This is a genomic window from Streptomyces sp. MH60, assembly GCF_002939385.1.
In the GTDB taxonomy this organism is placed as follows: domain Bacteria; phylum Actinomycetota; class Actinomycetes; order Streptomycetales; family Streptomycetaceae; genus Streptomyces.
In genome coordinates this window covers 21912-47439 of record NZ_MULI01000037.1, presented here as the reverse complement: position 1 = coordinate 47439, position 25528 = coordinate 21912, and the positions used below count along the sequence as shown (strand labels likewise).

Sequence of the window (25528 nt, the reverse complement as noted above, 5' to 3'; positions counted from 1 at the left end):
CGCGACCTCCCCATCGGAGAATCGCGGCCCGGCGTGCGCGGAGTGCGTCAGCGCAGCGCCTCCGTCGCCTGCCCCACCACCGGCACGGACCCGAGGGACTGGGCCTGGGCGACCGGGCCGGTCAGGGCCGTCGAGGTCAGCGGCTGGAAGTCGGCGACCTTGGTGCCGACGCCGTTGTCCAGCGGGTCGACTCCGGTGCCGGCCAGCGGGTTCGGCTTGAGGTCGGCGACCGGGCCGGTGACATAGCCGACAATGCCGGTCACCGCCTGGACGCCCGCCTGCGGGTCGATGTTGCCCAGCGAGGTGGGGCGGGTGTGGGCCAGGCCGGCGATCGTCTCGCCGCTGTCCGCGGAAGCCGTCGCCGCTCCGGCCGCCAGGGCGGCCCCGGCGGTCGCGAGGGCGACCAGGGCGCGCTGGGCGTGCGGGGTGCGGGGGGACGCGTGTCGGGCCATCGGTGCTGCCACCTCTTGGTGTGGATTGCCAGGGACTGCCCTGATAACAGTGCGGACCGTGATCAGGTCACCGCGCAGCGCCATCGAGATGTGACGAGCGCTGCAAAGTCCACCCGCGGGGTCGTACAGCGGCCGTTCGATGCCTCAGACTGGTGTCCCGTGAGCTCCCATCCGCCCATACCGACGCGAGTCGTGCTGCTCTGCGGCCCTTCCGGCTCCGGCAAGTCCCTCCTCGCCGCGCACTCCGGCCTCCCGGTGCTGCGCCTCGACGACTTCTACAAGGAGGGCACCGACCCGACACTGCCGACGGTCCCGCTCAGTTCCGACATCGACTGGGACCATCCGGCGTCGTGGGACGCGGACGCGGCGGTCGCCGCCATCGGGGAGCTGTGCCGCACGGGGCGTACCGGCGTGCCCGTCTACGACATCTCGCTGAGTGCCCGCACCGGCGAGACGACGGTCGACATCGGCCGGACGCCGCTGTTCCTCGCGGAGGGCATCTTCGCCGCCGAACTGGTGGACCGCTGCCGGGAGCTGGGCGTGCTGGCCGACGCGCTGTGCCTGAGCCGGGGCCCGCTGACGACGTTCCGCCGCCGGTTCCTGCGGGACCTGCGCGAGGGCCGCAAGTCCGTGCCGTTCCTGCTGCGCAGGGGCTGGCGGCTGATGCGGCAGGAGCGGTCGGTCATCGCCCGGCAGACGGCCCTGGGCGCCCACGCCTGCGACCGGGACGAGGCGATGGGCCGGCTGGCGGCCGCGGCGGCGGGCCGGTGCGCCACCAGCCGTACGGTGGTGTAACGCCTCCTCACGCACGCGGAAGCGGGACTGGATGGACCCCCCGGCCCTCCAGTCCCGCTTCCTTTCCACTCCCCCGTGGATCCCCCGTGATCCCCGGCCCCCGTGGTCCCCCGTTGTTCCCCCGTGGTGCTTCCCCGTGAGTAAGAGCCCGGTCCTCTCCCCCTGATACACCCGGCTCGAAAACTTTTTTCACGGGGCCCCGCCCCCTCGGACCGGTCGACCCGGCCCGTACCTTCAGGCGACCAGTTCGCCGAAGGCGTCCTCCTGGTCACGGCCGAAGCTGAGGACCTCGTCCTCGCGCAGCCGGCGCAGCGAGCGCCAGATGCTGGACTTCACCGTGCCGACACTGATGTCGAGGATGTCCGCGATCTCCGGGTCCGTACGGCCCTCGTAGTAGCGCAGGACCAGCATGGTGCGCTGGAGTTCGGGCAGCCGGGCCAGCGCCTGCCACAGGACCGTGCGCAGCTCGGTGCCACGCATCGCGTCCATGTCGCCGGGCGTCTCCGGCAGTTCCTCGGTCGGGTACTCGTTGAGCTTGCGGCGCCGCCAGGCGCTGATGTGCAGGTTGGTCATGGTGCGGCGGAGGTATCCGCCGACCGCCGCCTTGTCACTGATCCGGTCCCACGCCCGGTAGGTCGAGAACAGCGCGCTCTGCAGCAGGTCCTCGGCCTCGAAGCGGTCGCCGGTGAGGTGGTAGGCCGTCGCGTACAGGGCGGAGCGGCGTTCCCGGACGTAGGCGGTGAACTCCGCCTCCGACAGGGAACGGTGCTCCCCCTGGTCCCCCGTGTTCCCCGTTTCCCCCGTGTTCGCGTCAACCACCGCCATGTACACGGTGTGCTGACGCCCGGTGCCGCGAGCGCACCCCCGCCCGCTCACGGCACCGGACTTCTCGGAACCCCGGTGTGCGTGCACGTCGTGCAGACGCGTGACCACTGCGCTGGTGTTGGTGCCCTTCAGCGTGTTCATCTCGCGCCCCCCGTCGTGGACTGCCGGTTGCTTGTGACGAAAAGCTTCCCGCGGTGACTTCATGGCCGTGTCCGCCGACTGTCACAGAGCTGTCACAGGGGTCCGTCACGTCTGCGGCACCCTTCCTTCACAGGGTCCGGCGGCGTCCTGGGACCTCAACCGCACCCGCAGGTCGAACACCCACCCCCTCATGGGCCAGAATGAGCGCGTGCCTTCCCTGTTGCTGATCGAGGACGACGACGCCATCCGCACGGCCCTGGAGCTCTCCCTGACCCGCCAGGGCCACCGGGTGGCCACCGCTGCCAGTGGTGAGGACGGTCTGAAGCTGTTGCGCGAGCAGCGGCCGGACCTGATCGTGCTGGACGTGATGCTGCCCGGCATCGACGGTTTCGAGGTGTGCCGCCGCATCCGGCGCACCGACCAGCTGCCGATCATCCTGCTGACCGCGCGCAACGACGACATCGACGTGGTCGTCGGTCTTGAGTCGGGCGCCGACGACTACGTCGTCAAACCCGTCCAGGGCCGGGTGCTCGACGCCCGGATCCGGGCCGTGCTGCGGCGCGGGGAACGGGAGTCCACCGACTCGGCGAGCTTCGGCAGCCTGGTCATCGACCGCTCCGCGATGACCGTGACGAAGAACGGCGAGGACCTCCAGCTGACGCCGACCGAGCTGCGCCTGCTCCTCGAACTGAGCCGGCGGCCGGGACAGGCGCTGTCCCGGCAGCAGTTGCTGCGCCTGGTGTGGGAGCACGACTACCTCGGTGACTCCCGGCTGGTGGACGCGTGCGTGCAGCGGCTGCGCGCCAAGATCGAGGACGTGCCGTCGTCCCCGACCCTGATCCGTACCGTGCGCGGTGTCGGCTACCGGCTGGATCCGCCTCAGTGACACGGGAACACCAGGGGGGGACCCACGGCCTGGCCGCGGCTCGCAAGGGATTCTGGTCCGGGCTGCGCTTCACCAGCCTGCGCCTGCGGCTGGTCCTCGTCTTCGGCCTGGTCGCGCTCACCGCCGCCGTGTCCGCGTCCGGCATCGCGTACTGGCTGAACCGGGAGGCGGTGCTGACCCGTACCCAGGACGCCGTGCTGCGCGACTTCGAGCAGGAGATGCAGAACCGGGCGGGCGCGCTGCCCGAGCACCCCACGCAGGACGAGTTGCAGCACACCGCCGGTCAGATGGCCAACAGCAGCCAGCGGTTCGGCGTGCTGCTGGTCGCCGAGGACGCCGACGGCGGTGCCGTGTACGGCAGTTCGGGCGGTCTGGGCGGCTTCGAGCTGTCCGACGTGCCCGAGTCGCTGCGCACGGCGGTGAACAAGGAGCAGAAGGTCACCTCGGCCAACAAGCACCCGTACCACCTGTACTGGCAGCGGATCACCGACGACGACACCCCGTACCTGGTGGCCGGCACGAGGGTGATCGGCGGCGGACCGACCGGTTACATGCTCAAGTCGCTGGAGCCGGAGGCCAAGGACCTGAACTCGCTCGCCTGGTCGCTGGGGATCGCCACCGCGCTCGCCCTGCTCGGTTCCGCGCTGCTCGCGCAGGCCCTGGCGACGACCGTGCTGAAGCCCGTGCACCGGCTCGGGGTCGCGGCGCGGCGGCTGGGCGAGGGGAAGCTGGACACCCGGCTGCGGGTGTCCGGCACCGACGAACTGGCCGACCTGTCCCGGACGTTCAACAGCGCCGCCGAGAACCTGGAGAAGCGGGTCGCGGACATGGCCGGCCGCGAGCAGGCCTCCCGGCGCTTCGTCGCGGACATGAGCCATGAGCTGCGTACGCCGCTGACGGCGCTCACCGCGGTGACGGAGGTGCTGGAGGAGGAGCTGGAGTTCGCCGGCGAGGGCGAGGGCGGGAGTTTCGACCCGATGGTCGAGCCCGCCGTACGGCTGGTGGTGAGCGAGACGCGGCGGCTGAACGACCTGGTGGAGAACCTGATGGAGGTCACCCGCTTCGACGCGGGCACCGCCCGCCTGGTCCTGGACGACGTGGACGTCGCCGACCAGATCACCGCCTGCATCGACGCCCGGGCCTGGCTGGACGCCGTCGAGCTGGAAGCCGAGCGCGGCATCCACGCCCGGCTGGACCCGCGCCGCCTGGACGTCATCCTGGCCAACCTGATCGGCAACGCGCTCAAGCACGGCGGTTCGCCGGTGCGGGTGTCCGTGTCGCGGGCGGACGACGAGGTCGTCATCCGGGTGCGGGACAACGGTCCCGGCATCCCCGAGGACGTCCTGCCGCACGTCTTCGACCGTTTCTACAAGGCGAGCGCCTCCCGGCCGCGCTCCGAGGGCAGCGGCCTCGGCCTGTCCATCGCCCTGGAGAACGCGCACATCCACGGTGGCGGGATCACCGCCGAGAACGCCCCGGAGGGTGGTGCGGTGTTCACGCTGCGGCTGCCGCAGGACCCGTCCCCGCCCGCCGACGAGGAGGCCGAGGACACGGCGGGGGCCGCGGGCGACGGGAGCAAGGGCAAGGACGCGAAGGGACAGGTCTGATGACCGTACGCCGGCTGCCGGCCCTCTCCGGGCTCCTGGTACTGGCCGTGCTGCTGACCGGGTGCGGCATCCGCGCCACCGAGGTGCCCACGGACTACGGTCCCGCGCCCTCGCGGGTGCGCTGCTCGCTCGCCGAGCCGGACGCGTCGACGTCGGCCACGCCCGGTCTGTCCGCGCAGGTGTTCCTGCTGTGCGGTTCGTCGCTGGTGGCCGTGGACCGCACGGTGCGGGTGCCGGACGGCGCAGCGGACTCGGGGCGGCGCGTGCTGGTGGCCCAGGGGCTGCTGAACGAGCTGGCGGCGCAGCCGTCGGCCGCGGAGAAGGAGGCCGGGTACACCTCGGACGTGCGCCGCGGGATCACGGTGACGGGACCGCGCTCGGGCGACCCCGAGGACACGCTGCGGCTGAGCACCGCTCCCGACGACCTCACCTCGTACGCCCTCGCCCAGGTGGTGTGCACGTTCTCCGACTCGGCCGCGGCCGAGGGCGACGGCGCGGTGATCCTGGCCGGGCCCGCCGACCGGTCCGCCCGCCGCTACTCCTGCACGGACGAGGTCCGGGCCCGGCCGGGCAGCAACGAACCGCCGGCCGACGAGGTCACGGGCGACTGACGGACGGCCCCGCGCGGCACGACGCGGCGCGGGGGCGCGTGCCCCGTGGAGCCCCCGCGGAGCCCCCCGCGGGGCCATGTGGCGCAGGCCTCACCCTTGCGGGTGGGAGCCCGGAACCGCGCGCGGCGGGGGACGCGTCTAGGGGGACGTGCAGCGTCATGGGTTCCTCGGCGGCAGCGCCGCGCTCCGCATCCGTGCGACAGGAAGTGTTCTCCTGGTCGCACATCTCGCGTTCGTCGCCTGGTTCGCGCTGCGGCCGCTGGACGTCCCCTGGGTGCTGCCGCCGAACGTGCGGCCCTTCGCGGGGATCCGCGCCGACCTGGCGCTGGGCGGGCCCGCGGCGGCTCGTTCGCTGGGCGGGGCGCTGGTCCTGCTGGCACCGCTCGGCGTCCTGCTGCCGATGGCCGGCGGGCGGCTGCACGTCTCGCCGCTGGCGTCCCTGCTGCGCACCACGGCCGCGGCCGCCCTGCTGTCGGTGGGCATCGAGCTGCTGCAGACCGGGGTGCCCGGTCAGGTCGTCGACATCGACTCGGTGCTGCTGAACACGGTGGGGGTGGCTCTGGCGCACCTCGCCGTGGTCCCGGCGGGCCGGGCTCGGATCCGTCGCTGGTACCGGCAGGCCGGGCGGGAGGGTGTCCCCCAGGAGGAGCCCGCTCAGGGTCGGACCCCGACGATTCCCAGGGTCGGTATCGCCCCGTAGAGCGACGCTTTGTGCCGTTCGTCTCCGTAGCGTGGAGGGCAGATGAAGGGGAAGCCGGAAGGCGGCCCCACCCACACGCTCACGAAGGAGCCGCGATGTCCCGCCTCGCCCGCCCCACCCACGGCCGCATGATCGGCGGAGTGTGCGCCGCGCTGGCCCGGCGCTTCGGCACCTCCAACGGCACGATGCGGGTGATCTTCCTGGTCTCCTGCCTGCTGCCCGGCCCGCAGTTCCTGCTCTACCTGGCCCTGTGGATCCTGCTCCCGTCCGAGGAGAAGGCCGCCCGCACGGCCTGGTGAGGCAGGTACCTCCCTCTGGTACGCCGACGGGGCGCACCCGGCGACACCGGGTGCGCCCCGTCGGCGCGTGGGCGGGAGGCGGGTCAGCCGCCCAGCGGCAGGCCGTTGACCGGCAGGCCCTGGGTGGGCAGCCCCTTCAGCGGCACTCCGCCGAGCAGCTTGGCGACCGGCTCGGTCGGGCCCTCGGCGAGCTGCTCGGCGACCACCTGCTCGACGACCGGCTGCGCGGCGGTCAGACCGGTGTGGGAGACCTTGCGGCCCTGCTCCAGCACGTTGCCCGCGCCGGGCGCCACCTGGGAGACGGTCTCCGCGGGGAGGGTGCGGGCGACGGAGTCCACCGTCTGCGCGGTGTCGGGGAGCCCGGGGGCCGCGGTGGCCGCGCCCGCGCCGGCGGCGGCGAAGGCGGCACCGAGGGCGGCGACACCGAGGGTCTTGGCAGCAGACTGCTTCATGGAAATGCGTCCTCGCGATGGGGTGACGGGGATGTGAGCGGTGCTCGACCGTAAACACGCTTCACCCCCGGCGGCAAACATCGAAATGCGGACGGATTGTGAAAGCCCGCCCGCGTTTCCGTAATACCGTCACCCCGCACTCAGCCCTCGGATGCCGAAGAACCGCTGGTCGAAGCCGTCTGCTGGAACAGCCATTCGGACTTCAGCTCCGCATATCCGGGCTTGATGACGTCATTGATCATGGCCAGTCGTTCATCGAAAGGAATGAACGCTGATTTCATCGCATTGACGGAGAACCACTGCATGTCGTCGAGCGTGTAACCGAATGCCTCGACCAGGTGCTCGAATTCCCGGCTCATGCTGGTGTGGGACATCAGCCGGTTGTCGGTGTTGACGGTGGCCCGGAAGTGCAGTCGGCGCAGCAGCCCGATGGGGTGCTCGGCGTAGGAGTCGGCGGCGCCGGTCTGGAGGTTGGAGCTGGGGCACAGCTCCAGCGGGATCCGCTTGTCCCGGACGTAGGAGGCGAGCCGGCCGAGCTTGACCGAGCCGTCCTCGTGGACCTGGATGTCGTCGATGATGCGCACCCCGTGCCCGAGCCGGTCGGCGCCGCACCACTGCAGGGCCTGCCAGATGGACGGCAGCCCGAAGGCCTCACCGGCGTGGATGGTGAAGTGGTTGTTCTCCCGCTTCAGGTACTCGAAGGCGTCCAGGTGCCGGGTGGGCGGGTAGCCGGCCTCTGCGCCCGCGATGTCGAATCCGACCACGCCGAGGTCGCGGTAGCGGTTGGCGAGTTCGGCGATCTCCAGGGAGCGGGCCGCGTGCCGCATGGCGGTGAGCAGGGCGCCGACCCGGATGCGGTGGCCGTTGTCCCGCGCCCGGCGCTCGCCCTCCCGGAAGCCCTCGTTCACGGCCTCCACGACCTCTTCGAGACTGAGCCCGCCCTCCAGGTGCTGCTCGGGCGCGTACCGCACCTCGGCGTAGACGACGCCGTCCTCGGCGAGGTCCTCCGCGCACTCGGCGGCGACCCGGACCAGGGCGTCGCGGGTCTGCATGACGCCGACGGTGTGGGAGAAGGTCTCCAGGTACCGCTCCAGGGACCCGGAGTCGGCGGCCTGCCGGAACCAGGTGCCGAGCAGGCCGGCGTCGGTTTCGGGGAGGTCCGGGTAGCCGGTCTCGCGGGCGAGTTCGACGACCGTGCCGGGACGCAGCCCGCCGTCGAGGTGGTCGTGCAGCAGAACCTTCGGTGCCCGGCGGATCCGGTCGGGCGACGGTGTCTTGGAGACCGTCGCGGTGTTCGCCGCGGCGCTCTTCCCGGTGCTTTGGCTCGTCATTTCCGCACTCTAACTCCTACGCGCGTAGAACGCCGGGCGAACGCCGGGACCCGACGCGGTGTACGGACTCCCCGATATGTAACGGTGACTGCGCGGACGGGTTCCGTACACCCGGTCTTCTGAGAATCTTCTGCCATGGCACAGCAAGCGACGCCGGTCCGTCGGGCCCGGCTGGGGCGGACGCTCGGTCCGGAGGGGACGGCGGTGAGCGGTGTGGTGCTGCTGCTCCCCGGGGGCGACGAGATGTCCGACCGCAGGCCCTCCGCGCTGCTCGCGGCCGCGTCCGTACGCGCGTTGGGGCGCAGGCTGGCCCGCGCGGGCCGGGAGGAGGGGCTGGCCGCGCATGTCGTGCACTACCGCTACCGCGGCTGGAACGGCGCCGAGGCGCACCTCGCGCGGGACGCCGAATGGGCCGCCGACGAGGCCGTACGGCGCTACGGCGACGTGTCGGTCTGCCTGGCGGGCGTCGGCATGGGCGGACGGGCGGCGCTGCGGGCGGCCGGGCACGAGGCGGTCAACTCGGCGCTGGCGATCGCCCCGTGGCTGCCGGAGGACGACGTGGCCGCGCCACCCGAACCGGTGAAGCAGCTCGCCGGACGCCAGGTGCTGATCGTGCACGGCACCAACGACGGGCGCAGCGACCCGGAGTTGTCGTTCCGGCTCGCCTCCCGGGCGAAGAAGGCGAACCGCGCCGTGTGCCGGTTCGAGGTGCACTCCGACGGCCACGGACTGCGCCAGTACCGGGACGAGGTCGCGGCGCTGGCCGAGGACTTCGTGATGGGCGCGCTGTTCGGGCAGTCCTTCTCGCGTCCGGTGGAGGACGCCCTGGCCGCTCCCCCGCCGCTGGGCCTGCGGATGCCGCTGGCGGCGGGGTTCGGGAAGTCGTTGCGGCGGTAGCGCGTCAGCGGCCCGGCGGCCGCCGGGCCGGCCGGTGCGCCGTGCTGCCGCCGTGGCGCAGCAGGACGGTGAGGGCGTAGACCGGGAAGAGCAGCAGGGCCAGGTTCGGGATCCACCACGTCGGGGACCAGTCGCCGCGCAGCGCCCAGAAGGCGACGGCCTGCAGTCCGGCCGTGCTGGTGAGGGTGAGCGAGACGAGCATCAGGGGCAGCCAGAGCGGGCGGTGCCGGCGGGCGCGGTCCCCGAGTGCGCCCCGGGAGAGCGCCAGGGAGAGCAGGCCGGTGACGCTGGCGGCGATGTCGAGGGGCAGGAAGGAGTAGTTCCAGTCGCTCATCACCGGGTCGTCGTAGTCCTTGTAGGCGCATTCCGCCGGGATGAGCGCGAGCAGGGCCACCGACCAATACAGCAGGAAGCCCAGGTCGGTCACCAGCATCGCCGCCTTGATGCCGGACAGGCAGGGGGTGTGGGTGGCGGAATCGGTGTCGGTCCCGGCGCTCATCCGTGCTCGACGCCCCCGCCCAGGTACATCACGGCGACTCCGCCGACGATCAACGCCATGCCGACCAGGGTCGCCGTGCGCAGCTGCTCGCCGAACAGGACGACGCCGCCGACGAAGGCCCCGACGGTCCCCACGCCGGACCACACGGCGTACACCGGCCCCACGTTCAGCGATTTGAGCGCCTGGGCCAGCAGGACGAAGGCGGCCGCGTAGCCGGCGACCACGAGGAGGCTCGGGGCGAGGCGGGTCAGTCCGTGCGAGGCGCGCAGCGCGAGGGTCGCGGCCACCTCGGAGACGATCGCCCCGGCCACCAGCAGGAATCCCATCAACCGTCCCCCTGATCCTGTCGTGTCGTCAGTTCGTCCACCAACGCCCGCAGCCGGCGGTGCTCTTCGCCGCGCGGCGGGGCCAGGCCGAGCAGCCGCGCGGTCCACCAGCCGTCCACGGCCATGCGGACCAGCGTCGCCACGCCGGGTGCCAGCCCGTCCTCGTCGAGCCGGCGCTGCCAGGCGTCGTAGCGCTCGCGGAGGATGTCGAGGACCTCGGGTCCGCCCGCCGCGGCGAGCAGGGCCACCGGCACGGCGGAGGCGGCCGGTTCACCGTCCTCGGAGACCTCCGGTGGGATGGAGGCGTCGAGCCACGCCTTCGCGAAGGCCCCGGGCGGCGCGTCCGACCCCGGGAGCACGGCCTCGAACCGGTCGACCAGCCGGGTGACCACGCCCTCGACGAGCGCGCGCTTCGAGGGGAAGTGGTGGAGCAGGCCGCCCTTGCTCACCCGGGCCTCCGCGGCCGCGGCGTCCAGCCGGACCGCGTCCACCCCGCCCCTGACCAGCAGTCGTTCCACGGCGTCGAGGATTCGGTCGCGCACGTACTCATCCGTTTCCGATAGGGCTTACCAGCATTCCCGACCGTCTGGACGGTCGAATGAACCGTACCACATGCAACAAGCCCTGACCTGCGGCATCGAGAAGGTCGGAATCATGAATTCCGTGCAATATCCGCCGACTCAAAAGGATTTCGTTGACACGCTTGACGGAGAACGGTTATGTTCGCCGTCGCCTGCCCAGACCGGCCGGCGCATACGATCATTCGGGGGATTACATGATCGAATCGAGCGCTTAGCAAACCTCGCGGGCCCCGTTGTCCACGGCGCTGCCCGCCCTTCTCCGCCACACCTTCTGTCGCCCTCGGTCAACGATGACCCACTCCGGGCGAGACGGCATCCTGCCCTGGCCGCATGCGCTCATCCGCGCCCTTCGGCATTCCTGCACGCCCTTTAGTGACTTGAATTCAACAAAGGGAAAGTACGTGACAGCTGAACTCGGCACCAAAACCGGAACCGTGAAATCCCCGCCCGACATATACTCCCGGTTCGCCGCTTTCACAGCGGCCGACGACCTGATCGCGGCCGGGCTCTATCCCTATTTCCAGGCCCTCGAAAGCGGTGAGGGCAGCACGGTGCGCACCGGCAGCCGTGACCTGGTCATGTGCGGCTCCAACAACTACCTGGGGCTGACCGGCGACCCCCGCGTCCTGGCCGCCGCCCGCACCGCCGCCGAGCGGTACGGCAGCTCCAGCACCGGATCGCGGTTCCTCAACGGGAACACCGAACTGCACGAGGAGCTGGAGACGGAGCTGGCCGCGTTCCTCGGCAAGCCCGCGGCGCTGGTCATGTCGACCGGCTACCAGACCAACCTCGGCGTCCTCGCCGCCCTGCTCACCCCGCGCGACTACGTGCTCATCGACCACGACGCCCACGCCTCCCTGGTCGACGGCTGCCGGCTGAGCGGCGCCCGGATGCGCAAGTTCCCGCACAACGACGCCACCGGGCTGCGACGCGTGCTGGAGCGCCTGCCCGACGACGCCGGGCGCCTCGTCGTGGTGGACGGCGTCTACTCGATGGAGGGCGACATCTGCGACCTCCCCGCCGTCACCCACGTCTGCGCCGAGTACGGAGCGCGTCTGCTCGTGGACGACGCGCACGGCCTCGGCGTGCTGGCGGGCGGCCGGGGCACCGCCGCGCACTTCGGGCTGACCGACCGGGTCGACCTGATCACCGTCACGTTCAGCAAGTCGCTCGCGTCGCTGGGCGGCGCCGTGCTCGGCAGTCACGAGGCCATCCACTACCTCAAGCACCACGCGCGCAGCCTGATGTTCAGCGCCTCCATGACGCCGTCCAACACCGCGGCCGCCCTGGCCGCGCTGCGGATCCTGCGGGCCGAACCGGAGCTGTCGGCGACCGCGCTCGCCAACGCCGACCACGTGCGGCGCGGCCTGAGCGGCGCCGGAGTGCTGGCCGGGGAGAGCAGCACCCCGATCATCCCCCTGCCGACCGCCGGGGCGACCGACACCGTCCGGATCTGGCAGCGCCTGGTACAGCGTGGCGTGTACGTCAACCCGGTCCTGCCGCCCGCCGCCTCGCCGCGGCTGCGCACCAGTTACACCGCGGCCCACACCGTCACGCAGCTCGACCGGGTCGTCGACGCCTTCGCCGCCGAGGTCGCACCGCACCAGCGGGCGCTCCGGCCGACCGCGTCGACCCGCGTGGCATGACCGGCGTGGACACCGGCGCCGCCCCGGGGCCCGTCGTCGCCCGCGCCGGGGCGGCCTCGGCGCTGGCCGCGGCCGGGCTCGCGCTCGGGGTCAGCGCGGCGGCCCAAGTGGTCCGGCACGACGCGCTGGTGACGTCGGCACTGCTCCTGTTCGCGTTCCTCCTCACCGCCGGCGCGGCACACGCCCTGGGTGGCACACCGCCCCGGTCACTGCCGCCCGCGCTGCTCGCCCTGGGCCCGGCGGTCGCGTGTCCGGGCGGACGGTGGGGTCTGCTGCTGGGCGGGGTGTGCTGCGCGATGGCGACGGGCATCGTGGCCGCCACACTGATGGACCCCGCGAACCGGGACGGGCCGCGTTCGGGTTCGGGTTCGGGCTCGGCCCCGGGCGCGGGCTCGGCCCCCGGCTCCGGCTCCAGCTCCGGCTCCAGCTCCGGCTCCGGCTCCGGCTCCGGCTCCGGCGTGTCGGTGCGGGCCGCGGTGCTGCTGCTGTGTCTGGGCGTCGTCCTCGGTTGTGTGGCCGCGGCCGTCCGGCTGCCGGAGGCGCGCGCCGCCGCGAGTGCGCTGGCCTGCTGCTGCGGTCTGCTCCAACTGACCCGCACGCCCGTCCCCGTGACGGGCCCCGCACACCGACAGGTGCGCCGCTGATCCCGCTGACCTCTCCGCCGCGCCGGCCGTCCCCATGTTCTCGTTCCCTCACCTCCCCTCGCCTTCCTGCCCACGCTCTGTCTCCGAAGGAGTCCGCATGTCACGCATAGGCCTCGCCGTCCGCGCGCTGCGCCTCGCCGCCACCAAGGCGCACGCCGATCCCACGGCCGACTACGACGCCGCCAGCGACGACTACGACACGTTCTTCAGCCCGGTGATGGGCGGGCACTCCGTCGCCGCCCTCGACGACGTGCCGATCTCCCCGGGCGACACGGTCGTCGAACTCGCCTGCGGGACCGGCCACCTGACCGCCGAGATCACCCGTCGGCTGCGCGGCCGCGGCACCGTACTCGCCGTCGACAAGTCACCCGGCATGCTCGGCGTCGCGAAGCGGAAGGTGCTTCCGCTCGCCCAGGACGCGCCCGACCTGCGGGTGGAACTCTCCGAGAGGGACATGGACGGGTTCGTGCGGGGCATCCCCTCGGGCCGTGCCGATGTCGTCGTGGTGGGGTGGGCGATCTGCTACACGAAGCCGCCGCGTCTGCTCGCCGAGATCAACCGGATCCTCCGGCCGGGCGGACACGTCGTCGTCATCGAGACCCGGGCCGACGCGCACCACGCGCTCACCGGTGCCCTCGAGCGCGTCTTCGCCGACGATCCGTCCCTGCTCACCGGCCTGATCAGGGTCTCGCTGCCGAAGGACGCGGCGACGGTGGCACGCTGGTTCGCCAAGGCCGGGCTGACCGTGCGCACCCAGCGGGACGGCGCCCAGACGATCCCGGCGCACACCCCGGCCGCCGTCATGGAGTGGGTCCAGCGTTCCGGCGCCGCGGCCGGTTTCAAGACCGCCGTCGACAGCGACCGGGAGCAGCTGGTGCTCAGCCGCATCGAGAACGGACTGGCCGAACTGCTGGAGCGGCAGGGCACCCTGGACATCGAGCACACCTTCGTCGTGGTCACCGGCGCCAAGCCCGCCGACGCCCGCGCGGGGCGCGCCGACCGCCCGGACGGGGTCGTGCCGGTATGACGGACACGCCGACCACCTCGGGCGCGACCGGGACGGTGCGCGTGCCGTCCCCGCCCGCCCCCTCCACCGGGCCACCGGCACGGTCCCCGGTGCAGCGCGCCCTGTTCCGGCTCGCCGAGGGCCTCGCCCGCCGCCCGAAGACGGTGATCGCGGTGTGGGCCGTGCTCATCGCCCTGTGCACCCCGGTGGCGGGACAGCTGCACTCGGTCCTCGACGACCAGGGCGCCTCCAAGGTGGTGCCCGGCACCACCAGTGCCCGCGCCGACGAACTCACCAAGCGGGCCTTCCCGCAGCGCTCGGAGCGCGAGGTCACGGTGGTGGCCGAGGCCACCGAGGCCCACGGCCCCGAACTGCGCGGACTGCTGGCCGGTCTGGACGCGCGGCTGGCCGGCCCCCTGCGCAGCGGCGAGGTCCGGAGCACGGCCTCCGCGTTCACGCTGTACCGGGACGCGACCGCCGCGCTGCTGGGCGGAGTGCGCGAGCAGGCACGGGAGCGGGGCGACACCGCCGCGGAGCGCCGCGCGTACGTGGACGCCGAGGTGGCCGCCGGGCGCGTCCCGGCCGCCCTCGCGTCCACCGCGCGTACGGCGGTCGAGGCCGCTTCCCGCCAGGAACTCACGCGGCTGGCGGGCGACTTCACCGTCGCCACCGACTGGCGCGACTTCCCCGTGGCCGTGCCCGGGGGCGCGGCGGCCCGGCTGCTCTCCCAGGACGGCGGCACGGCGCTGGTGTCGGTCGCCTACGCGGCCGACGGCCACGGCGACCCGGACGTGGAGGGGCTGCGGACGTCGGTGCGCGAACTGGCCGGCGACCGCGACGGCGTCACGGTGCACGTGACCGGGGAACTGGCGCTCATCCACGACACGTACGCCAAGGCCGAGGCGGACAACGCCCTCATGGAGTCGGTGGCGTACGTCATCATCTTCGTGGTCCTGCTGGTCTTCTTCCGGGCCCTGGTGCCGGCGATCCTCACGCTGGCGGTCGTGGGTCTGTCCATGAGCGTCAGTCAGGCCGCGCTGTACGGACTGGGCCAGCAGGTGACGCTCACCCAGTTCACGGTGACCATCATGCAGTTCGTGATGCTGGGCGCCGGTGTCGACTACAGCATGCTGCTGTCGTCCCGCTACCGGCAGGAACGGCTCGCGGGGCGTCCTCCGCGCGAGGCCGCGGTGCACGCCACGGTGCACGCCGGTGAGAGCATGCTGCTGGCCGCGGTCGCGGTGGCCCTCGCGTTCGGCGCCACGCTGCTGTCCCCGGTGGACTGGATCCCGCCGCTCGGCTACGGCGGGCTCCTCGGCATCCCCATCGTGCTCGCCGCCGCGCTGACCCTCACCCCCTGTCTGCTGGTGCTGCTCGGCGACCGGTTCTTCGCGCTGGGGCGCGGCGCGCTGACCGATCTGGAGCACGAGGGCGCGATGGGCCGGCACCTGCTGCGCATGGCGCACTTCGCACGCCGCCGGAAGGTGGCGATCGTCGTCGTGTTCCTCGTGGTGACGGCTCCGCTCGCCCTGCTCGTGGCGGGCAACCGCTCCACCTCCGACCCGGTCGCATTGAGCCCGGTCACCGACGCCCGGCAGGGCTTCGAGACGCTGGCCGGTGAGTGGGGCGACAGCGCCGCGCTGCCCACCACGGTGCTCGGTCCCGCCGCGCCCGGCGTCGTGCGGGACGGTGCGCTGACCGACGAGGGGCGGGCCGCGGTCGCGCGGTTCACCGAGCGGCTCGCCGCCACCGACGGGGTGGCCTCCGTGGACTCGGCGACGCAGCCCTTCGGGACGCCCTGGACCGGCGGACAGGCCGCCGCCGGGCAGGCCTTCCTCACCGACCACGTGGCTCGCGACGGCACCCTGCGGTTCGTCGTGGTCCTGGCCGACGACCCCTACTCGGCCGCCGCGGCCGACACCCTGGACCGGCTGCGCGACACGGTCCGGGAGACGGACGCGGGCGTCGGGGACCTGGTGGTCGGCGGGGCGACGGAGGTGGACCTCCAGTACGGGGCCGCGCTGCGGTCCAGCTTCTGGCAGATGGTGGCCCTGGTCAGCCTCGGGGTCTTCGTGATGCTCGTGATCACGCTGCGGTCGCTGTTCGTCCCCGTCCGGCTGATCGCCACGATCATGCTGAGCAACGTCTGGGCGATCGGGCTCACCGTCCTGATCTTCCACCACTGGCGCGGCGAGGTGGTCATCGACGACCTGCCGATCTTCCTCACGGTCCTGATGATGGGCCTGGGCATGGACTACGAGATCTTCCTGGTCACCCGGGTCCGCGACCTCGCCCGCGCGGGCGCCTCCCAGGAGGAGGCCACCGTGAACGCGGTCGTGGACACCGGCCGGGTCATCAACGCGGCCGGCCTGGTCATGGCCGGCAGCCTCGGCACGATGGCGCTGTCGTCCACGCTGATGCTCCAGGAGTACGGCGCGGGCCTCGGGCTCGCCGTCCTGCTCGACGCGACGGTGATCCGGATGCTGTTCGTGCCGGCCACGCTGCTGCTCCTGGGCCGCTACAACTGGTGGCTGCCCAGCCTGCGCCGCCGGGGCGGCAAGCGCCGTACGGCGGACGCGCGGTGAGCGGCCTGCCCGCGCCCGCCCACCGGGGCCCGGGGCTGCGCGGCCGGGTGTCCGCGGCCCCGGTGGCCTCGGCCGGTGCCCTCTTCGCGCTGCTCGCCGCGGTGCGGATCGGCGGCGCCTTCAGCGTGCCGGTGATGGTCCTGGCGGTGGCCCTGAGCGCCGCCGCCCTGGGACTGGTGCCGCGCACGCGGTGGGCCGACGCGGGGATACGGGGCTTCAGCGGGTGGGCGCCGCTGCTGTGGTGCACCGCCATGGTGGCCGTGGTCTACGCCCAGACGTTCCTCGCCACCCGCGCCGCGTTCGGCACGGACGAGGACAACTGGACGCGGTGGGTGCCCAAGCTGTTCGAGGGCCTGGTGCCCGGCGCGCCCTGGGCGGACGTCGTGGCGATGCTCCTCGCCATGGGCGTGCTGGTGCCGCTGGTGGAGGAGGTCTGCTACCGCGGTGTCCTCTTCCGCGCGGTGGAACGGCCCTGGGGCACCCGCGCCGCGGTGGTGCTCACGGCCGCCGGGTGGGCCCTGGTCCACCTCGGCGACTACGGGCTGCGGCCCTTCAACCCCCAGGTGATCTGCGGCGTGCTCCCGTCCGTCTTCCTCATGGGTCTCGCCCTGGGCGTGTGCCGCGCGGTCACCGGCTCCGCGGTGGCCTGCGCGGTGGCGCAGGGCGTGTGCAACCTGCTGCTGCTCGGTGCCGTACACCTCTGGCTCTGACCGGCCTTCTCCTCCGGCCTTCTCGTCCGGCCTTCTCGTCCTCCCGATCCCGACAGACAGGAACCCGTCATGCCCAGCCGCCTGTTCACGTCCGAATCCGTCACCGAGGGCCACCCCGACAAGATCGCCGACCAGATCAGCGACACGATCCTCGACGCCCTGCTCCGCGACGACCCGTCCGCCCGCGTGGCGGTGGAGACGCTGATCACGACCGGCCAGGTCCATGTGGCCGGCGAGGTCTCCACCACGGCCTGGGCCGACATACCGGGGCTCGTGCGGGCCAAGATCCTGGAGATCGGGTACGACTCGTCGGCCAAGGGGTTCGACGGCGCCTCCTGCGGCGTCAACGTCTCCCTCGGCACCCAGTCCCCGGACATCGCCCTCGGTGTGGACGTCTCGGGCGAGGACGGCGACCCGCTCGACGGGCAGGGCGCGGGCGACCAGGGCCTGATGTTCGGCTACGCGACCGACGAGACGCCGCAACTGATGCCGGTGCCCATCCAGTTGGCGCACCGGCTCGCCGAACGCCTCACCGAGGTACGGCGCGACGGCACGCTGCCCTACCTCCGTCCCGACGGCAAGACCCAGGTCACCGTCGAGTACCTGGGCGCCCGCGCGGTACGCCTGGACACCGTGGTGGTCTCCGGCCAGCACGCGCCCGGCGTGAGCGCGGACGGCCTGCTCGGGCCCGACATCCGCAAGCACGTCGTCGACCAGGTGCTGGCCGACGCACGCGAGTCGGGGCTCGACCTGGCCGCCGACGACTACCGCCTGCTCGTCAATCCCACCGGCCGGTTCGAGACCGGCGGGCCCATGGGGGACGCGGGTCTGACCGGCCGCAAGATCATCATCGACACCTACGGGGGCATGGCCCGGCACGGCGGCGGGGCCTTCTCCGGGAAGGACCCCTCCAAGGTGGACCGCTCCGCCGCCTACGCGATGCGCTGGGTCGCCAAGAACGTCGTCGCGGCCGGCCTCGCCCGGCGCTGCGAGACCCAGGTCGCCTACGCCATCGGGGTGGCCCGCCCCGTGGGTCTGTTCCTGGAGACCTTCGGCACCGCCGCGGTTCCGGTCGCCCGGATCGAGCACGCCGTGCGGGAGGTCTTCGACCTGCGTCCCGCCGCTCTCGTCCGGGACCTCGACCTGCTGCGGCCCCGCTACGCGCGCACCGCCGCCTACGGCCACTTCGGCCGTGAGCTGCCCGGGTTCACCTGGGAACGCACGGACCGGGTGGACGCCCTGCGCTCGGCCGCCGGACTGTGAGGGGCCACGGCATGCGCATCGCCGTCACGGGCTCCATCGCCACCGACCACCTCATGACCTTCCCCGGCCGGTTCACCGAGCAACTCGTCGCCGACCGGCTCGACACCGTCGCGCTGTCCTTCCTCGTCGACGATCTGACCGTGCGCGACGGCGGGGTCGCGGCCAACATCGCCTACGGGCTCGGCCGGCTGGGCATCGGCGCGCTCCTGGTCGGCGCGGCCGGCGCGGACTTCGACGGCCCGGCGCGGCGGCTGCGGGCGGTGGGCGTCGACACGTCCGCGGTGACGATCAGCGCCACCCGGCACACCGCCCGTTTCGTGTGCACCACGGACCTGGACCAGAACCAGATCGCCACCTTCTACGCCGGCGCGATGGCGGAGGCGGAGGCGATCGACCTCGCGGCGGTCGCACGCCGCCACGGCCCCTTCGACCTGGTGCTGGTGGGCGCCGACGCCCCGGCCGCGATGGTGCGGCACACCCGTGCCTGCCGCTCCGGCTCCATCCCGTTCGCGGCGGACCCGTCCCAGCAACTGGCCCGGCTCGGCCGCGCCGAGACCCGCGAGCTGGTGACGGGCGCCCGGTTCCTGTTCACCAACGCCTACGAGGCGGCCCTGTTGCGGGAGCGCACCGGCTGGACCGAGGCCGAGGTGCTGGCGCGGGTCGGGGCGTGGGTGACGACCCGGGGCGGGGACGGCGTCGGCATCGCCCGCCGCGGCACGCCGACGCTGAGCGTCCCGGCCGTGCCCGTCGCCGAGGTGGTCGACCCCACCGGCGGGGGCGACGCCTTCCGGGCCGGCTTCCTCGCGGGGCTCGCCCACGATCTGCCCCTCGACCGGGCGGCCCGGCTGGGCTGCGCCGTGGCGGCACGGGCACTGGGCTGCGCGGGCACCCAGGAGTACACGCTCGACCCGGCGAGTCTGCCGCCGTTCGCCGGGTGGGGCGCGCTTCCTACGCCGGCAGCAGACTTCCCCGCCGCGACAGCAGGAACTTCTTGAACGCCGCCACCGGCGGGGTGTCCGTGCGGCCCGCCAGCCAGGCCACGCCGATCTCACGGGCGGCGCGCGGGGCGGTGACCGTCAGTTCGACCACGCCGGGGCGGGGCACGGCGGGCGGTGGCAGCAGGGCGACGCCGAGTCCGGCCGCGACCAGGCCGCGCAGTGTCTCGGCCTCCTCCCCCTCGAAGGCCACCTTGGGCCGGAAACCGGCCTCCTTGCACAGGGCGTCGGTGATGCGGCGCAGCCCGTAGCCGGGTTCCAGGGTCACGAAGTTCTCGTCGGCCGCCTCGGCGAGGCGGATGCGCCTGCGGCCGGCCAGGGCGTGGTCGGCCGGGACGACCAGGCGCAGCTTCTGCTCGTCGAGGCGGCGGGCGACCAGGTCGGGTGCGTCGGGCACCGGGGAGGTCAGGCACAGGTCCAGCTCCCCCGCGCGCAGCCGCTCCAGCATGGCCTCGCCGTAGTTCTGCACGAGGCTGAAGCGGACCCGGGGGTGATCGGCGCGGAAGGCGTGCAGCAGGCCGGGGACGGTCTCGGCGCCCATGGTGTGCAGGAAGCCGAAGGCGACCTTGCCGGTGGCCGGGTCGGCGTCGCCGCGAACCTCGTCGGCGGCGCGCTCGACCTCGGCGAGGGCGCGTTCGACGGAGCCGAGGAAGGTGCGCCCGGCGACGGTCAGCGCGAGGGTGCGGCCGCGGCGCACGAACAGGTCGACGCCGAGGTCCTCCTCCAGGCGGACGAGGGCGCGGGAGAGGGTCGACTGGGGGACGTTCATCTCCTGGGCGGCCCGGGTGACGTGCTCGGTGCGGGCCACGCCGGCGAAGTGCGCGAGGCGGGGCGCGAGCAGCGCGACGATGTCTTCTGTGTCACCGGACGGTGACAGGCGGGGCCGTGAGCTTTGCTGATGCACCATGGGAACGATTATGGCCATTCCATGCATTGGACGGATGAGTAAGGGGCTTCGTACCTTCGTGGCATGACTCCCGCCGATACCGGGGCGTCCACGGTCGTGGACGCCGCATCCGCCGCCGCCACGGCCCCCGCCGCCTCAGGCCCCTGCGACTCGCGCATGACACCGGGCGGTCCCGGCTACCGCCGGATGAGTTTCGCGCTGTTCCTGGCGGGCGTCGCGACCTTCGCGCTGCTGTACTCCACCCAGGCCCTGCTGCCGCTGATCTCGGGCGACCTGGGCGTCACGGCGAGCGACGCGAGCTGGACGGTGGCTGCCGCGACCGGTGGCCTCGCGGTGTTCGTCCTGCCGATGAGCGCCCTGTCGGAGCGGTTCGGACGGCGTACGGTCATGACGGCGTCGCTGGCGGTCGCGGTGACCGTCGGACTGCTGGTGCCCTTCGCCCCGTCGCTGCCGGCGCTGGTCGCGCTGCGGGCGGTGCAGGGCGCGGCGCTGGCCGGGCTGCCGGCCTCGGCGACGGCGTACCTCGCGGAGGAGGTGCGACCGCGGGCGCTGGTCACCGCGATCGGCCTGTTCGTGGCGGGCAACAGCGTCGGCGGCATGAGCGGCCGGGTCATCACCGGCTGGGTCGCCCAGGAATGGGGCTGGCGGGTCGCCGTCGGGGTCATCGGCCTCGTCGCGGTGGCGTGCGCGGTGGCCTTCCGGCTGCTGCTCCCGGCGCCGAAGCACTTCACGCCGGGCTCGCTGCGCCCCCGGGTCCTGGTCCGCACGGTCCGCGACCACCTCGCCGACCCGCTGCTGCGCCGCCTGTACGCGATCGGCGCCCTTTTCATGACGGTGTTCGGCGGCGTCTACACGGTGATCGGCTACCGCCTGACGGAAGCGCCGTTCTCCCTTCCGCAGGGCCTGATCGGCTCGATCTTCCTGGTCTACCTGGTCGGTACGGTCTCGGCCTCGACGGCGGGACGTCTGGTGGGCCGCCTCGGCCGCCGCGGGGCGCTCTACCTGGGCGCGGGCACGACGGCGGCGGGCCTGCTGCTGTCCCTGGCTCCGTCGCTGCCGCTGGTCCTGCTGGGCCTGGTGCTGATCACGGCGGGCTTCTTCGCCGGGCACGCGGTGGCCTCCTCGGCGGTCGGCAAGACCGCCCAGCACGGCCGCGCCCAGGCCTCGGCGCTCTACCAGTCCGCCTACTACGTGGGCTCCAGCGCGGGCAGCACGGTCGGCGCCGTGGCCTTCCACTCCGGCGGCTGGTCCGGCACGGTCGGCGTCGGGTTCCTCGCGGTGCTGGGCGTCGTGGTGATCACGGTCTCCGGATCGCTGGCCGCCCGCCGACAGGCCGGCGACGCCCCGGTGAAGACGCTGAGCCTGTCCCGCTGAGGATTCCACCCCCTCCCCGACCTGCGCTTTCATTGACTGCACAGGCCATTGTCAGTCCCCTGCGGTAGCTTCCGAAGTGCGAGGCGCGAAGACGCGCACGACGGGACGCCACAGGGGTGGGTGGACGATGACCAACGGCACCGTGACGACGGAGCTGGACTCCGCGCTGGAGAAGCACCGGCCCGAGCTGACGGGGTACTGCTACCGGATGCTCGGTTCCTCCTTCGAGGCCGAGGACGCGGTGCAGGACACGCTGGTCCGCGCCTGGCGGAGCTACGACAAGTTCGAGGGCCGCTCCAGCCTGCGCTCGTGGCTGTACCGGATCGCGACCAACGTCTGCCTGGACATGCTGACCGCGGGCAACAAGCGGGCGCGTCCGATGGACCTGACGGAGGCGACGCCGCTCGCCCAGGCCGCCCTGTCCCCCCGCCCGGACCACACCTGGCTGGAGCCGATGCCGGACGCCCGCGTACTGCCGCAGACCGCCGACCCGGCCGAGGCCGCGGTCGCCAAGGAGTCCGTGCGGCTCGCCTTCATGGCCGCCCTCCAGCAGCTGCCGCCCAAGCAGCGGGCGGTGCTGATCCTGCGCGAGGTGCTGGCGTGGAAGGCGAGCGAGGTCGCCGAGCTGCTCGGCACGTCGGTCGCCTCGGTCAACAGCGCCCTGCAACGCGCCCGCGCGACACTCGCCGAGCGGTCGGACCGGGGGGCCGACGCGGCGGTGTCGGACCCGCTGGACGAGGAGCAGCAGAAGCTCCTGGAGCGCTATGTCGCGGCCTTCGAGGGCTACGACATGACGGCGCTGACGGCGCTGCTGCACGAGGACGCGGTGATGACGATGCCGCCGTTCGACCTGTGGCTGGCCGGTCCGTCGGACATCACCGGTTTCATGAGCACGCTCGGCGCCGCGTGCGCCGGTTCCCGGCTGCTGCGGGTGGAGGCCAACGGGCTGCCGGCCTTCGCGCACTACAAGCCGGACCCGGAGGCGGGCGGCTTCGCGCCGTGGGCGGTCCAGGTGCTGGAGATCTCAGACGGCCGCATCACCGGGTTCCACTGCTTCCTCGACACCAAGCGGTGGTTCCCGCTGTTCGACCTGCCGCTCCGTCTCGAAGCGGAGGCCGACGAGGTCCAGTAGGGCGTGCAGGGCCGGATCGGGGTCGCGCAGCCGTATCCGGCCCCCGGCCCGCCGGGCGGTGAGTTCCAGCCGGGCCAGCAGGTCGACGACGGCGAGCCCCGGCGGTCCGAGACCGCCGACGTCGCAGACGACCACCCCGGCCCGGGTGGTTTCCAGCAGCGCGCGCACCTCGTCGCAGAACCGGGGCGTCTCCCCTCGGGAGACGGGCCCCGGCAGCACGAGTACGGCGGGTGTCACGGCGTCCACGTGCGGTAGACCCGGCCGACCGGCGGAACTCATCGGTGCGGGGCCCGTCGTGGATCACATTGACCTGCGCGGGCCCTCCCACAGAGGGTTCGCTGTATGGCCCACATACCCCGTCCCGCCTCCGCGCCGCCCGGCACCCGCGTCTCCGTCCGGAAGGGGGCGCCGTGCAGGGGGTGCTGACCGGGTTCGCGGTCATCGCGGTGGTGATCGGGGTCGGCTATGTGCTCGGCCTGCGCGGCCACCTGGGTCCGCAGGGCCGCGAGGTGCTGACCAAGCTCGCCTTCCACGTGGCCTCCCCCGCCCTGCTGTTCACCACGCTGGCGACGGCCGACCTGTCGGTGGTCTTCTCCGCCCGGCTCCTGGTGACGGCGCTGTCCACGGTGGCGGTGGCCGGTGCGTTCGTCGCGGTGGGCGTCGCCCGCGGCTGGGGCGTGGGCCGTACGACGATCGGCGCGCTCTGCTCCGGCTACGTCAACTCCGGCAACCTCGGCATTCCGATCGCCGTGTACGTCCTGGGCGACGCCTCACTGGTGGCGCCGGTGCTGCTGTTCCAGCTGGTGCTGGTGACGCCGGTGGCGGTGACGATCCTGGACCTGTCGCGCGGGGGCGCCGGGGGCACGCTGTGGCGGCGGCTGCTGACGCCGCTGCGCAATCCGATCGCGCTGGGTTCGCTCGCCGGGGTCGCGGTGGCCGCGAGCGGTCTTCGGGTCCCGGACGCGGTGATGGACCCGGTGACGCTGATCGGCAACATGTCCGTCCCGGCGGTGCTGCTGGCCTTCGGCATCGGCCTGTGCGGCTCCACGATGCCGCTGCGGGGCGTGGAACGGCGGCCGGTGCTGCTCGCGGTCGCGCTGAAGGCGGTGGGCCAGCCCGCGGTGGCCTGGGCGCTGGCGTCGGGGGTCTTCGGCCTGCGGGGCCCCCAACTCCTCGACGTGGTGGTGACGTCGGCACTGCCGGCCGCGCAGAACCTGTACACGTACGCGTCAACCTATGGGGTGGGCGAACGCCTGGCCCGGGACGCGATCCTCGTGTCGACGGTGCTGTCGGTGCCGGTGCTGGTGGGGGTGGCGACGGTGCTGGGGTGAGTCAGGCCTCGGGGAACTCGCCGGTGTCGGAAGTGGGGACGGACCTTGGACACTGGTCCGAGATGGCCTGCTCATGACCTTCTTTCCTCACACAGACCATCTACTTGGGTGGAGCGACTTCGTGTCGCACTGGCGGTTCTCCTATCGGTGCGTCACCGATCCCAGCATGCCGAACGGGACCGGCACTGGTCTACCGATCCCGTTCACCCGAATGGGCTGTGACATCAGCGGCCTCCGGCCGCGGGCGCAGGTCAGGCGATACGTTCCCGCACCACCGGCGAGGCGGTGAAGGCCGTGCCCGCCGGGGCCACGTCGTACGCGCCCTCCACCGCCGCGAGGGCGTAGTCGAAGCGGTCCGGGGTGTCCGTGTGGAGGGTGAGGAGGGGCTGGCCCGCGGTGACCGTGTCGCCGGGCTTGGCGTGGAGTTCGACGCCGGCGCCGGCCTGCACCGGGTCCTCCTTGCGGGCGCGGCCCGCGCCCAGGCGCCAGGCGGCGACGCCGATGTCGTAGGCGTCGAGGCGGGTCAGGACGCCGGAGGAGGCGGCCTTCACCACGTGCTGCTCCTTCGACGTGGGCAGCGCGGCGTCCGGGTCGCCGCCCTGGGCCGCGATCATGCGGCGCCAGACGTCCATCGCGGAGCCGTCGGCCAGGGCCTTCGCCGGGTCGGCGTCCTTCAGGCCCGCCGCGTCGAGCATCTCGCGGGCCAGGGCGAGGGTCAGCTCGACCACGTCGGAGGGGCCGCCCCCGGCCAGCACCTCGACCGACTCGCGGACCTCCAGGGCGTTGCCCGCGGTGAGGCCGAGGGGCGTCGACATGTCCGTGAGGAGCGCGACGGTCTTCACCCCGTGGTCGGTGCCGAGGCCGACCATCGTGGACGCCAGCTCACGGGCGTCCTCGATGGTCTTCATGAAGGCGCCGGAGCCCACCTTCACGTCGAGGACCAGCGAGCCGGTGCCCTCCGCGATCTTCTTCGACATGATGGAGGAGGCGATCAGCGGGATCGCCTCGACCGTGCCGGTGACGTCGCGCAGCGCGTACAGCTTCTTGTCGGCGGGCGCCAGGCCGTCGCCCGCCGCGCAGATCACCGCGCCGGTGGTGTCCAGGACGTCCAGCATCTCCTCGTTGGACAGGAGGGCGCGCCAGCCCGGGATGGACTCCAGCTTGTCCAGCGTGCCGCCGGTGTGGCCGAGGCCGCGGCCGGAGAGCTGCGGGACGGCCGCGCCGCACGCCGCCACCAGGGGCGCGAGCGGCAGGGTGATCTTGTCGCCGACGCCGCCCGTGGAGTGCTTGTCGGCGGTCGGGCGGGACAGGGACGAGAAGTCCATGCGCTCGCCCGAGGCGATCATCGCGGCCGTCCAGCGGGCGATCTCGCCGCGGTTCATGCCGTTGAGCAGGATCGCCATCGCGAGCGAGGACATCTGCTCGTCGGCCACCTCGCCGCGCGTGTAGGCGTCGATGACCCAGTCGATCTGCTCGTCGCCGAGTTCGCCGCGGTCCCGCTTGGTGCGGATGACGGAGATGACGTCCATGGCC

At 72.9% G+C, this 25528-nt stretch carries 27 protein-coding genes; 17 read left to right on the top strand and 10 right to left on the bottom strand.

The genetic code is table 11. From position 1 onward, the window contains the following. Window positions 1-47: 47 nt before the first annotated feature. Window positions 48-452, bottom strand: a complete 405-nt coding sequence (locus BZZ08_RS22355; RefSeq protein ID WP_104634029.1) for a hypothetical protein — start codon at window positions 450-452, stop codon at window positions 48-50. Window positions 453-611: 159 nt separating this feature from the next. Between BZZ08_RS22355 and BZZ08_RS22350 the strand changes: the two genes are divergently transcribed. Continuing rightward, window positions 612-1247, top strand: a complete 636-nt coding sequence (locus BZZ08_RS22350; protein WP_446750268.1) for a uridine kinase — start codon at window positions 612-614, stop codon at window positions 1245-1247. 234 nt (window positions 1248-1481) lie between these two features. On the opposite strand, the gene BZZ08_RS22345 is transcribed toward BZZ08_RS22350, so the two are convergent. Continuing rightward, a complete protein-coding gene (locus BZZ08_RS22345; RefSeq protein WP_198601626.1) occupies window positions 1482-2213 on the bottom strand; it encodes a SigE family RNA polymerase sigma factor in 732 nt (243 codons plus the stop codon). Window positions 2214-2421: 208 nt separating this feature from the next. On the opposite strand from BZZ08_RS22345, the gene afsQ1 reads away from it, so the two are divergent. From afsQ1 to BZZ08_RS22320, 5 genes are all read left to right on the top strand, one after another. Further along, window positions 2422-3099 carry a two-component system response regulator AfsQ1 gene (gene afsQ1 / locus BZZ08_RS22340; protein ID WP_104634027.1) on the top strand — a complete coding sequence of 226 codons (678 nt, stop codon included), beginning with the start codon at window positions 2422-2424 and terminating at the stop codon, window positions 3097-3099. Beyond that, window positions 3096-4706, top strand: coding sequence for a sensor histidine kinase (locus tag BZZ08_RS22335; RefSeq protein WP_104634026.1), 1611 nt, complete (start codon window positions 3096-3098; stop codon window positions 4704-4706). The genes afsQ1 and BZZ08_RS22335 overlap by 4 nt, the downstream gene beginning before the upstream one ends. Beyond that, complete coding sequence (locus BZZ08_RS22330; protein ID WP_104634025.1) at window positions 4706-5317, top strand: hypothetical protein; 612 nt, start codon at window positions 4706-4708, stop codon at window positions 5315-5317. Before BZZ08_RS22335 ends, BZZ08_RS22330 begins: the two co-directional genes overlap by 1 nt. A 148-nt stretch (window positions 5318-5465) precedes the next feature. Beyond that, a complete protein-coding gene (locus tag BZZ08_RS22325; RefSeq protein WP_104634024.1) occupies window positions 5466-6017 on the top strand; it encodes a VanZ family protein in 552 nt (183 codons plus the stop codon). A 95-nt stretch (window positions 6018-6112) separates the two neighbouring features. After that, on the top strand, window positions 6113-6316 hold the full coding sequence (locus tag BZZ08_RS22320; protein WP_030145644.1) for a PspC domain-containing protein: 204 nt from the start codon (window positions 6113-6115) through the stop codon (window positions 6314-6316). A gap of 83 nt (window positions 6317-6399) precedes the next feature. Here the strand turns inward: BZZ08_RS22320 and BZZ08_RS22315 are convergent, their stop codons facing one another. Beyond that, a complete protein-coding gene (locus BZZ08_RS22315; protein ID WP_104634023.1) occupies window positions 6400-6768 on the bottom strand; it encodes an ATP-binding protein in 369 nt (122 codons plus the stop codon). A 140-nt stretch (window positions 6769-6908) separates the two neighbouring features. Then, window positions 6909-8099, bottom strand: a complete 1191-nt coding sequence (locus tag BZZ08_RS22310; RefSeq protein ID WP_104634022.1) for an adenosine deaminase — start codon at window positions 8097-8099, stop codon at window positions 6909-6911. A 135-nt stretch (window positions 8100-8234) separates the two neighbouring features. Here BZZ08_RS22310 and BZZ08_RS22305 point away from each other — a divergent pair, with 135 nt between their 5' ends. Beyond that, window positions 8235-8996 (top strand): alpha/beta hydrolase family protein, encoded by a 762-nt coding sequence (locus tag BZZ08_RS22305; protein ID WP_104634021.1) that lies wholly within the window; start codon window positions 8235-8237, stop codon window positions 8994-8996. Window positions 8997-9000: 4 nt separating this feature from the next. On the opposite strand, the gene BZZ08_RS22300 is transcribed toward BZZ08_RS22305, so the two are convergent. From BZZ08_RS22300 to BZZ08_RS22290, 3 genes are read right to left on the bottom strand one after another with little or no spacing between them, the layout of a single operon-like run. Beyond that, window positions 9001-9495, bottom strand: coding sequence for a DUF5360 family protein (locus BZZ08_RS22300; protein WP_198601625.1), 495 nt, complete (start codon window positions 9493-9495; stop codon window positions 9001-9003). After that, window positions 9492-9824, bottom strand: a complete 333-nt coding sequence (locus BZZ08_RS22295) for a DMT family transporter (protein WP_446750267.1) — start codon at window positions 9822-9824, stop codon at window positions 9492-9494. Before BZZ08_RS22295 ends, BZZ08_RS22300 begins: the two co-directional genes overlap by 4 nt. After that, window positions 9821-10363 carry a TetR/AcrR family transcriptional regulator gene (locus BZZ08_RS22290; RefSeq protein ID WP_104634019.1) on the bottom strand — a complete coding sequence of 181 codons (543 nt, stop codon included), beginning with the start codon at window positions 10361-10363 and terminating at the stop codon, window positions 9821-9823. Before BZZ08_RS22290 ends, BZZ08_RS22295 begins: the two co-directional genes overlap by 4 nt. A 440-nt stretch (window positions 10364-10803) precedes the next feature. Here BZZ08_RS22290 and BZZ08_RS22285 point away from each other — a divergent pair, with 440 nt between their 5' ends. The 7 genes from BZZ08_RS22285 to BZZ08_RS22255 all read left to right on the top strand — a co-directional run bounded on the left by BZZ08_RS22285 (window position 10804) and on the right by BZZ08_RS22255 (window position 19251). Next, on the top strand, window positions 10804-12048 hold the full coding sequence (locus tag BZZ08_RS22285; protein ID WP_241965536.1) for an aminotransferase class I/II-fold pyridoxal phosphate-dependent enzyme: 1245 nt from the start codon (window positions 10804-10806) through the stop codon (window positions 12046-12048). Continuing rightward, the gene (locus BZZ08_RS22280; protein ID WP_104634017.1) at window positions 12045-12692 is read left to right on the top strand and encodes a hypothetical protein; all 648 of its coding nucleotides are present in this window, start codon (window positions 12045-12047) and stop codon (window positions 12690-12692) included. The genes BZZ08_RS22285 and BZZ08_RS22280 overlap by 4 nt, the downstream gene beginning before the upstream one ends. Window positions 12693-12789: 97 nt before the next feature. Next, window positions 12790-13719, top strand: coding sequence for a class I SAM-dependent methyltransferase (locus BZZ08_RS22275; protein WP_104634016.1), 930 nt, complete (start codon window positions 12790-12792; stop codon window positions 13717-13719). Further along, entirely contained in the window at window positions 13716-16283 is a 2568-nt protein-coding gene (locus BZZ08_RS22270; protein ID WP_104634015.1) for an MMPL family transporter, read from the top strand. Before BZZ08_RS22275 ends, BZZ08_RS22270 begins: the two co-directional genes overlap by 4 nt. After that, complete coding sequence (locus BZZ08_RS22265) at window positions 16280-16993, top strand: CPBP family intramembrane glutamic endopeptidase (RefSeq protein WP_241965535.1); 714 nt, start codon at window positions 16280-16282, stop codon at window positions 16991-16993. The genes BZZ08_RS22270 and BZZ08_RS22265 overlap by 4 nt, the downstream gene beginning before the upstream one ends. Before the next feature lie 69 nt (window positions 16994-17062). Further along, a complete protein-coding gene (metK, locus tag BZZ08_RS22260; protein WP_104634014.1) occupies window positions 17063-18256 on the top strand; it encodes a methionine adenosyltransferase in 1194 nt (397 codons plus the stop codon). Window positions 18257-18267: 11 nt separating this feature from the next. Further along, window positions 18268-19251, top strand: coding sequence for a carbohydrate kinase family protein (locus BZZ08_RS22255; protein WP_104634013.1), 984 nt, complete (start codon window positions 18268-18270; stop codon window positions 19249-19251). Here the strand turns inward: BZZ08_RS22255 and BZZ08_RS22250 are convergent. After that, on the bottom strand, window positions 19205-20158 hold the full coding sequence (locus BZZ08_RS22250; protein ID WP_104634012.1) for a LysR family transcriptional regulator: 954 nt from the start codon (window positions 20156-20158) through the stop codon (window positions 19205-19207). The genes BZZ08_RS22255 and BZZ08_RS22250 overlap by 47 nt on opposite strands. A gap of 63 nt (window positions 20159-20221) precedes the next feature. On the opposite strand from BZZ08_RS22250, the gene BZZ08_RS22245 reads away from it, so the two are divergent. Next, the gene (locus BZZ08_RS22245; RefSeq protein WP_104634011.1) at window positions 20222-21532 is read left to right on the top strand and encodes an MFS transporter; all 1311 of its coding nucleotides are present in this window, start codon (window positions 20222-20224) and stop codon (window positions 21530-21532) included. A gap of 127 nt (window positions 21533-21659) precedes the next feature. Next, window positions 21660-22664, top strand: coding sequence for a sigma-70 family RNA polymerase sigma factor (locus BZZ08_RS22240; protein WP_104634010.1), 1005 nt, complete (start codon window positions 21660-21662; stop codon window positions 22662-22664). Here BZZ08_RS22240 and BZZ08_RS22235 read toward each other — a convergent pair. Then, entirely contained in the window at window positions 22557-22943 is a 387-nt protein-coding gene (locus BZZ08_RS22235) for an STAS domain-containing protein (protein ID WP_104634009.1), read from the bottom strand. The two genes, BZZ08_RS22240 and BZZ08_RS22235, sit on opposite strands and share 108 nt — an antisense overlap. A 131-nt stretch (window positions 22944-23074) precedes the next feature. Between BZZ08_RS22235 and BZZ08_RS22230 the strand changes: the two genes are divergently transcribed. Beyond that, window positions 23075-23995, top strand: coding sequence for an AEC family transporter (locus BZZ08_RS22230; RefSeq protein WP_104634008.1), 921 nt, complete (start codon window positions 23075-23077; stop codon window positions 23993-23995). 251 nt (window positions 23996-24246) lie between these two features. Here BZZ08_RS22230 and BZZ08_RS22225 read toward each other — a convergent pair whose 3' ends face one another. Then, a complete protein-coding gene (locus BZZ08_RS22225) occupies window positions 24247-25524 on the bottom strand; it encodes a thymidine phosphorylase (protein ID WP_198601628.1) in 1278 nt (425 codons plus the stop codon). Window positions 25525-25528: the final 4 nt, after the last annotated feature.

Coding starts and splice junctions, on each gene's coding strand:
- BZZ08_RS22355 (WP_104634029.1), bottom strand. CDS start 452: ATGGCCCGACACGCGTCCCCCCGCACCCCGCACGCCCAGCGCGCCCTG.
- BZZ08_RS22330 (WP_104634025.1), top strand. CDS start 4,706: ATGACCGTACGCCGGCTGCCGGCCCTCTCCGGGCTCCTGGTACTGGCC.
- BZZ08_RS22310 (WP_104634022.1), bottom strand. CDS start 8,099: ATGACGAGCCAAAGCACCGGGAAGAGCGCCGCGGCGAACACCGCGACG.
- BZZ08_RS22270 (WP_104634015.1), top strand. CDS start 13,716: ATGACGGACACGCCGACCACCTCGGGCGCGACCGGGACGGTGCGCGTG.
- BZZ08_RS22305 (WP_104634021.1), top strand. CDS start 8,235: ATGGCACAGCAAGCGACGCCGGTCCGTCGGGCCCGGCTGGGGCGGACG.
- BZZ08_RS22250 (WP_104634012.1), bottom strand. CDS start 20,158: ATGGTGCATCAGCAAAGCTCACGGCCCCGCCTGTCACCGTCCGGTGAC.
- BZZ08_RS22225 (WP_198601628.1), bottom strand. CDS start 25,524: ATGGACGTCATCTCCGTCATCCGCACCAAGCGGGACCGCGGCGAACTC.
- BZZ08_RS22255 (WP_104634013.1), top strand. CDS start 18,268: ATGCGCATCGCCGTCACGGGCTCCATCGCCACCGACCACCTCATGACC.
- BZZ08_RS22315 (WP_104634023.1), bottom strand. CDS start 6,768: ATGAAGCAGTCTGCTGCCAAGACCCTCGGTGTCGCCGCCCTCGGTGCC.
- BZZ08_RS22240 (WP_104634010.1), top strand. CDS start 21,660: ATGACCAACGGCACCGTGACGACGGAGCTGGACTCCGCGCTGGAGAAG.
- BZZ08_RS22245 (WP_104634011.1), top strand. CDS start 20,222: ATGACTCCCGCCGATACCGGGGCGTCCACGGTCGTGGACGCCGCATCC.
- metK (WP_104634014.1), top strand. CDS start 17,063: ATGCCCAGCCGCCTGTTCACGTCCGAATCCGTCACCGAGGGCCACCCC.
- BZZ08_RS22235 (WP_104634009.1), bottom strand. CDS start 22,943: ATGAGTTCCGCCGGTCGGCCGGGTCTACCGCACGTGGACGCCGTGACA.
- BZZ08_RS22345 (WP_198601626.1), bottom strand. CDS start 2,213: ATGAACACGCTGAAGGGCACCAACACCAGCGCAGTGGTCACGCGTCTG.
- BZZ08_RS22320 (WP_030145644.1), top strand. CDS start 6,113: ATGTCCCGCCTCGCCCGCCCCACCCACGGCCGCATGATCGGCGGAGTG.
- BZZ08_RS22275 (WP_104634016.1), top strand. CDS start 12,790: ATGTCACGCATAGGCCTCGCCGTCCGCGCGCTGCGCCTCGCCGCCACC.
- BZZ08_RS22280 (WP_104634017.1), top strand. CDS start 12,045: ATGACCGGCGTGGACACCGGCGCCGCCCCGGGGCCCGTCGTCGCCCGC.
- BZZ08_RS22300 (WP_198601625.1), bottom strand. CDS start 9,495: ATGAGCGCCGGGACCGACACCGATTCCGCCACCCACACCCCCTGCCTG.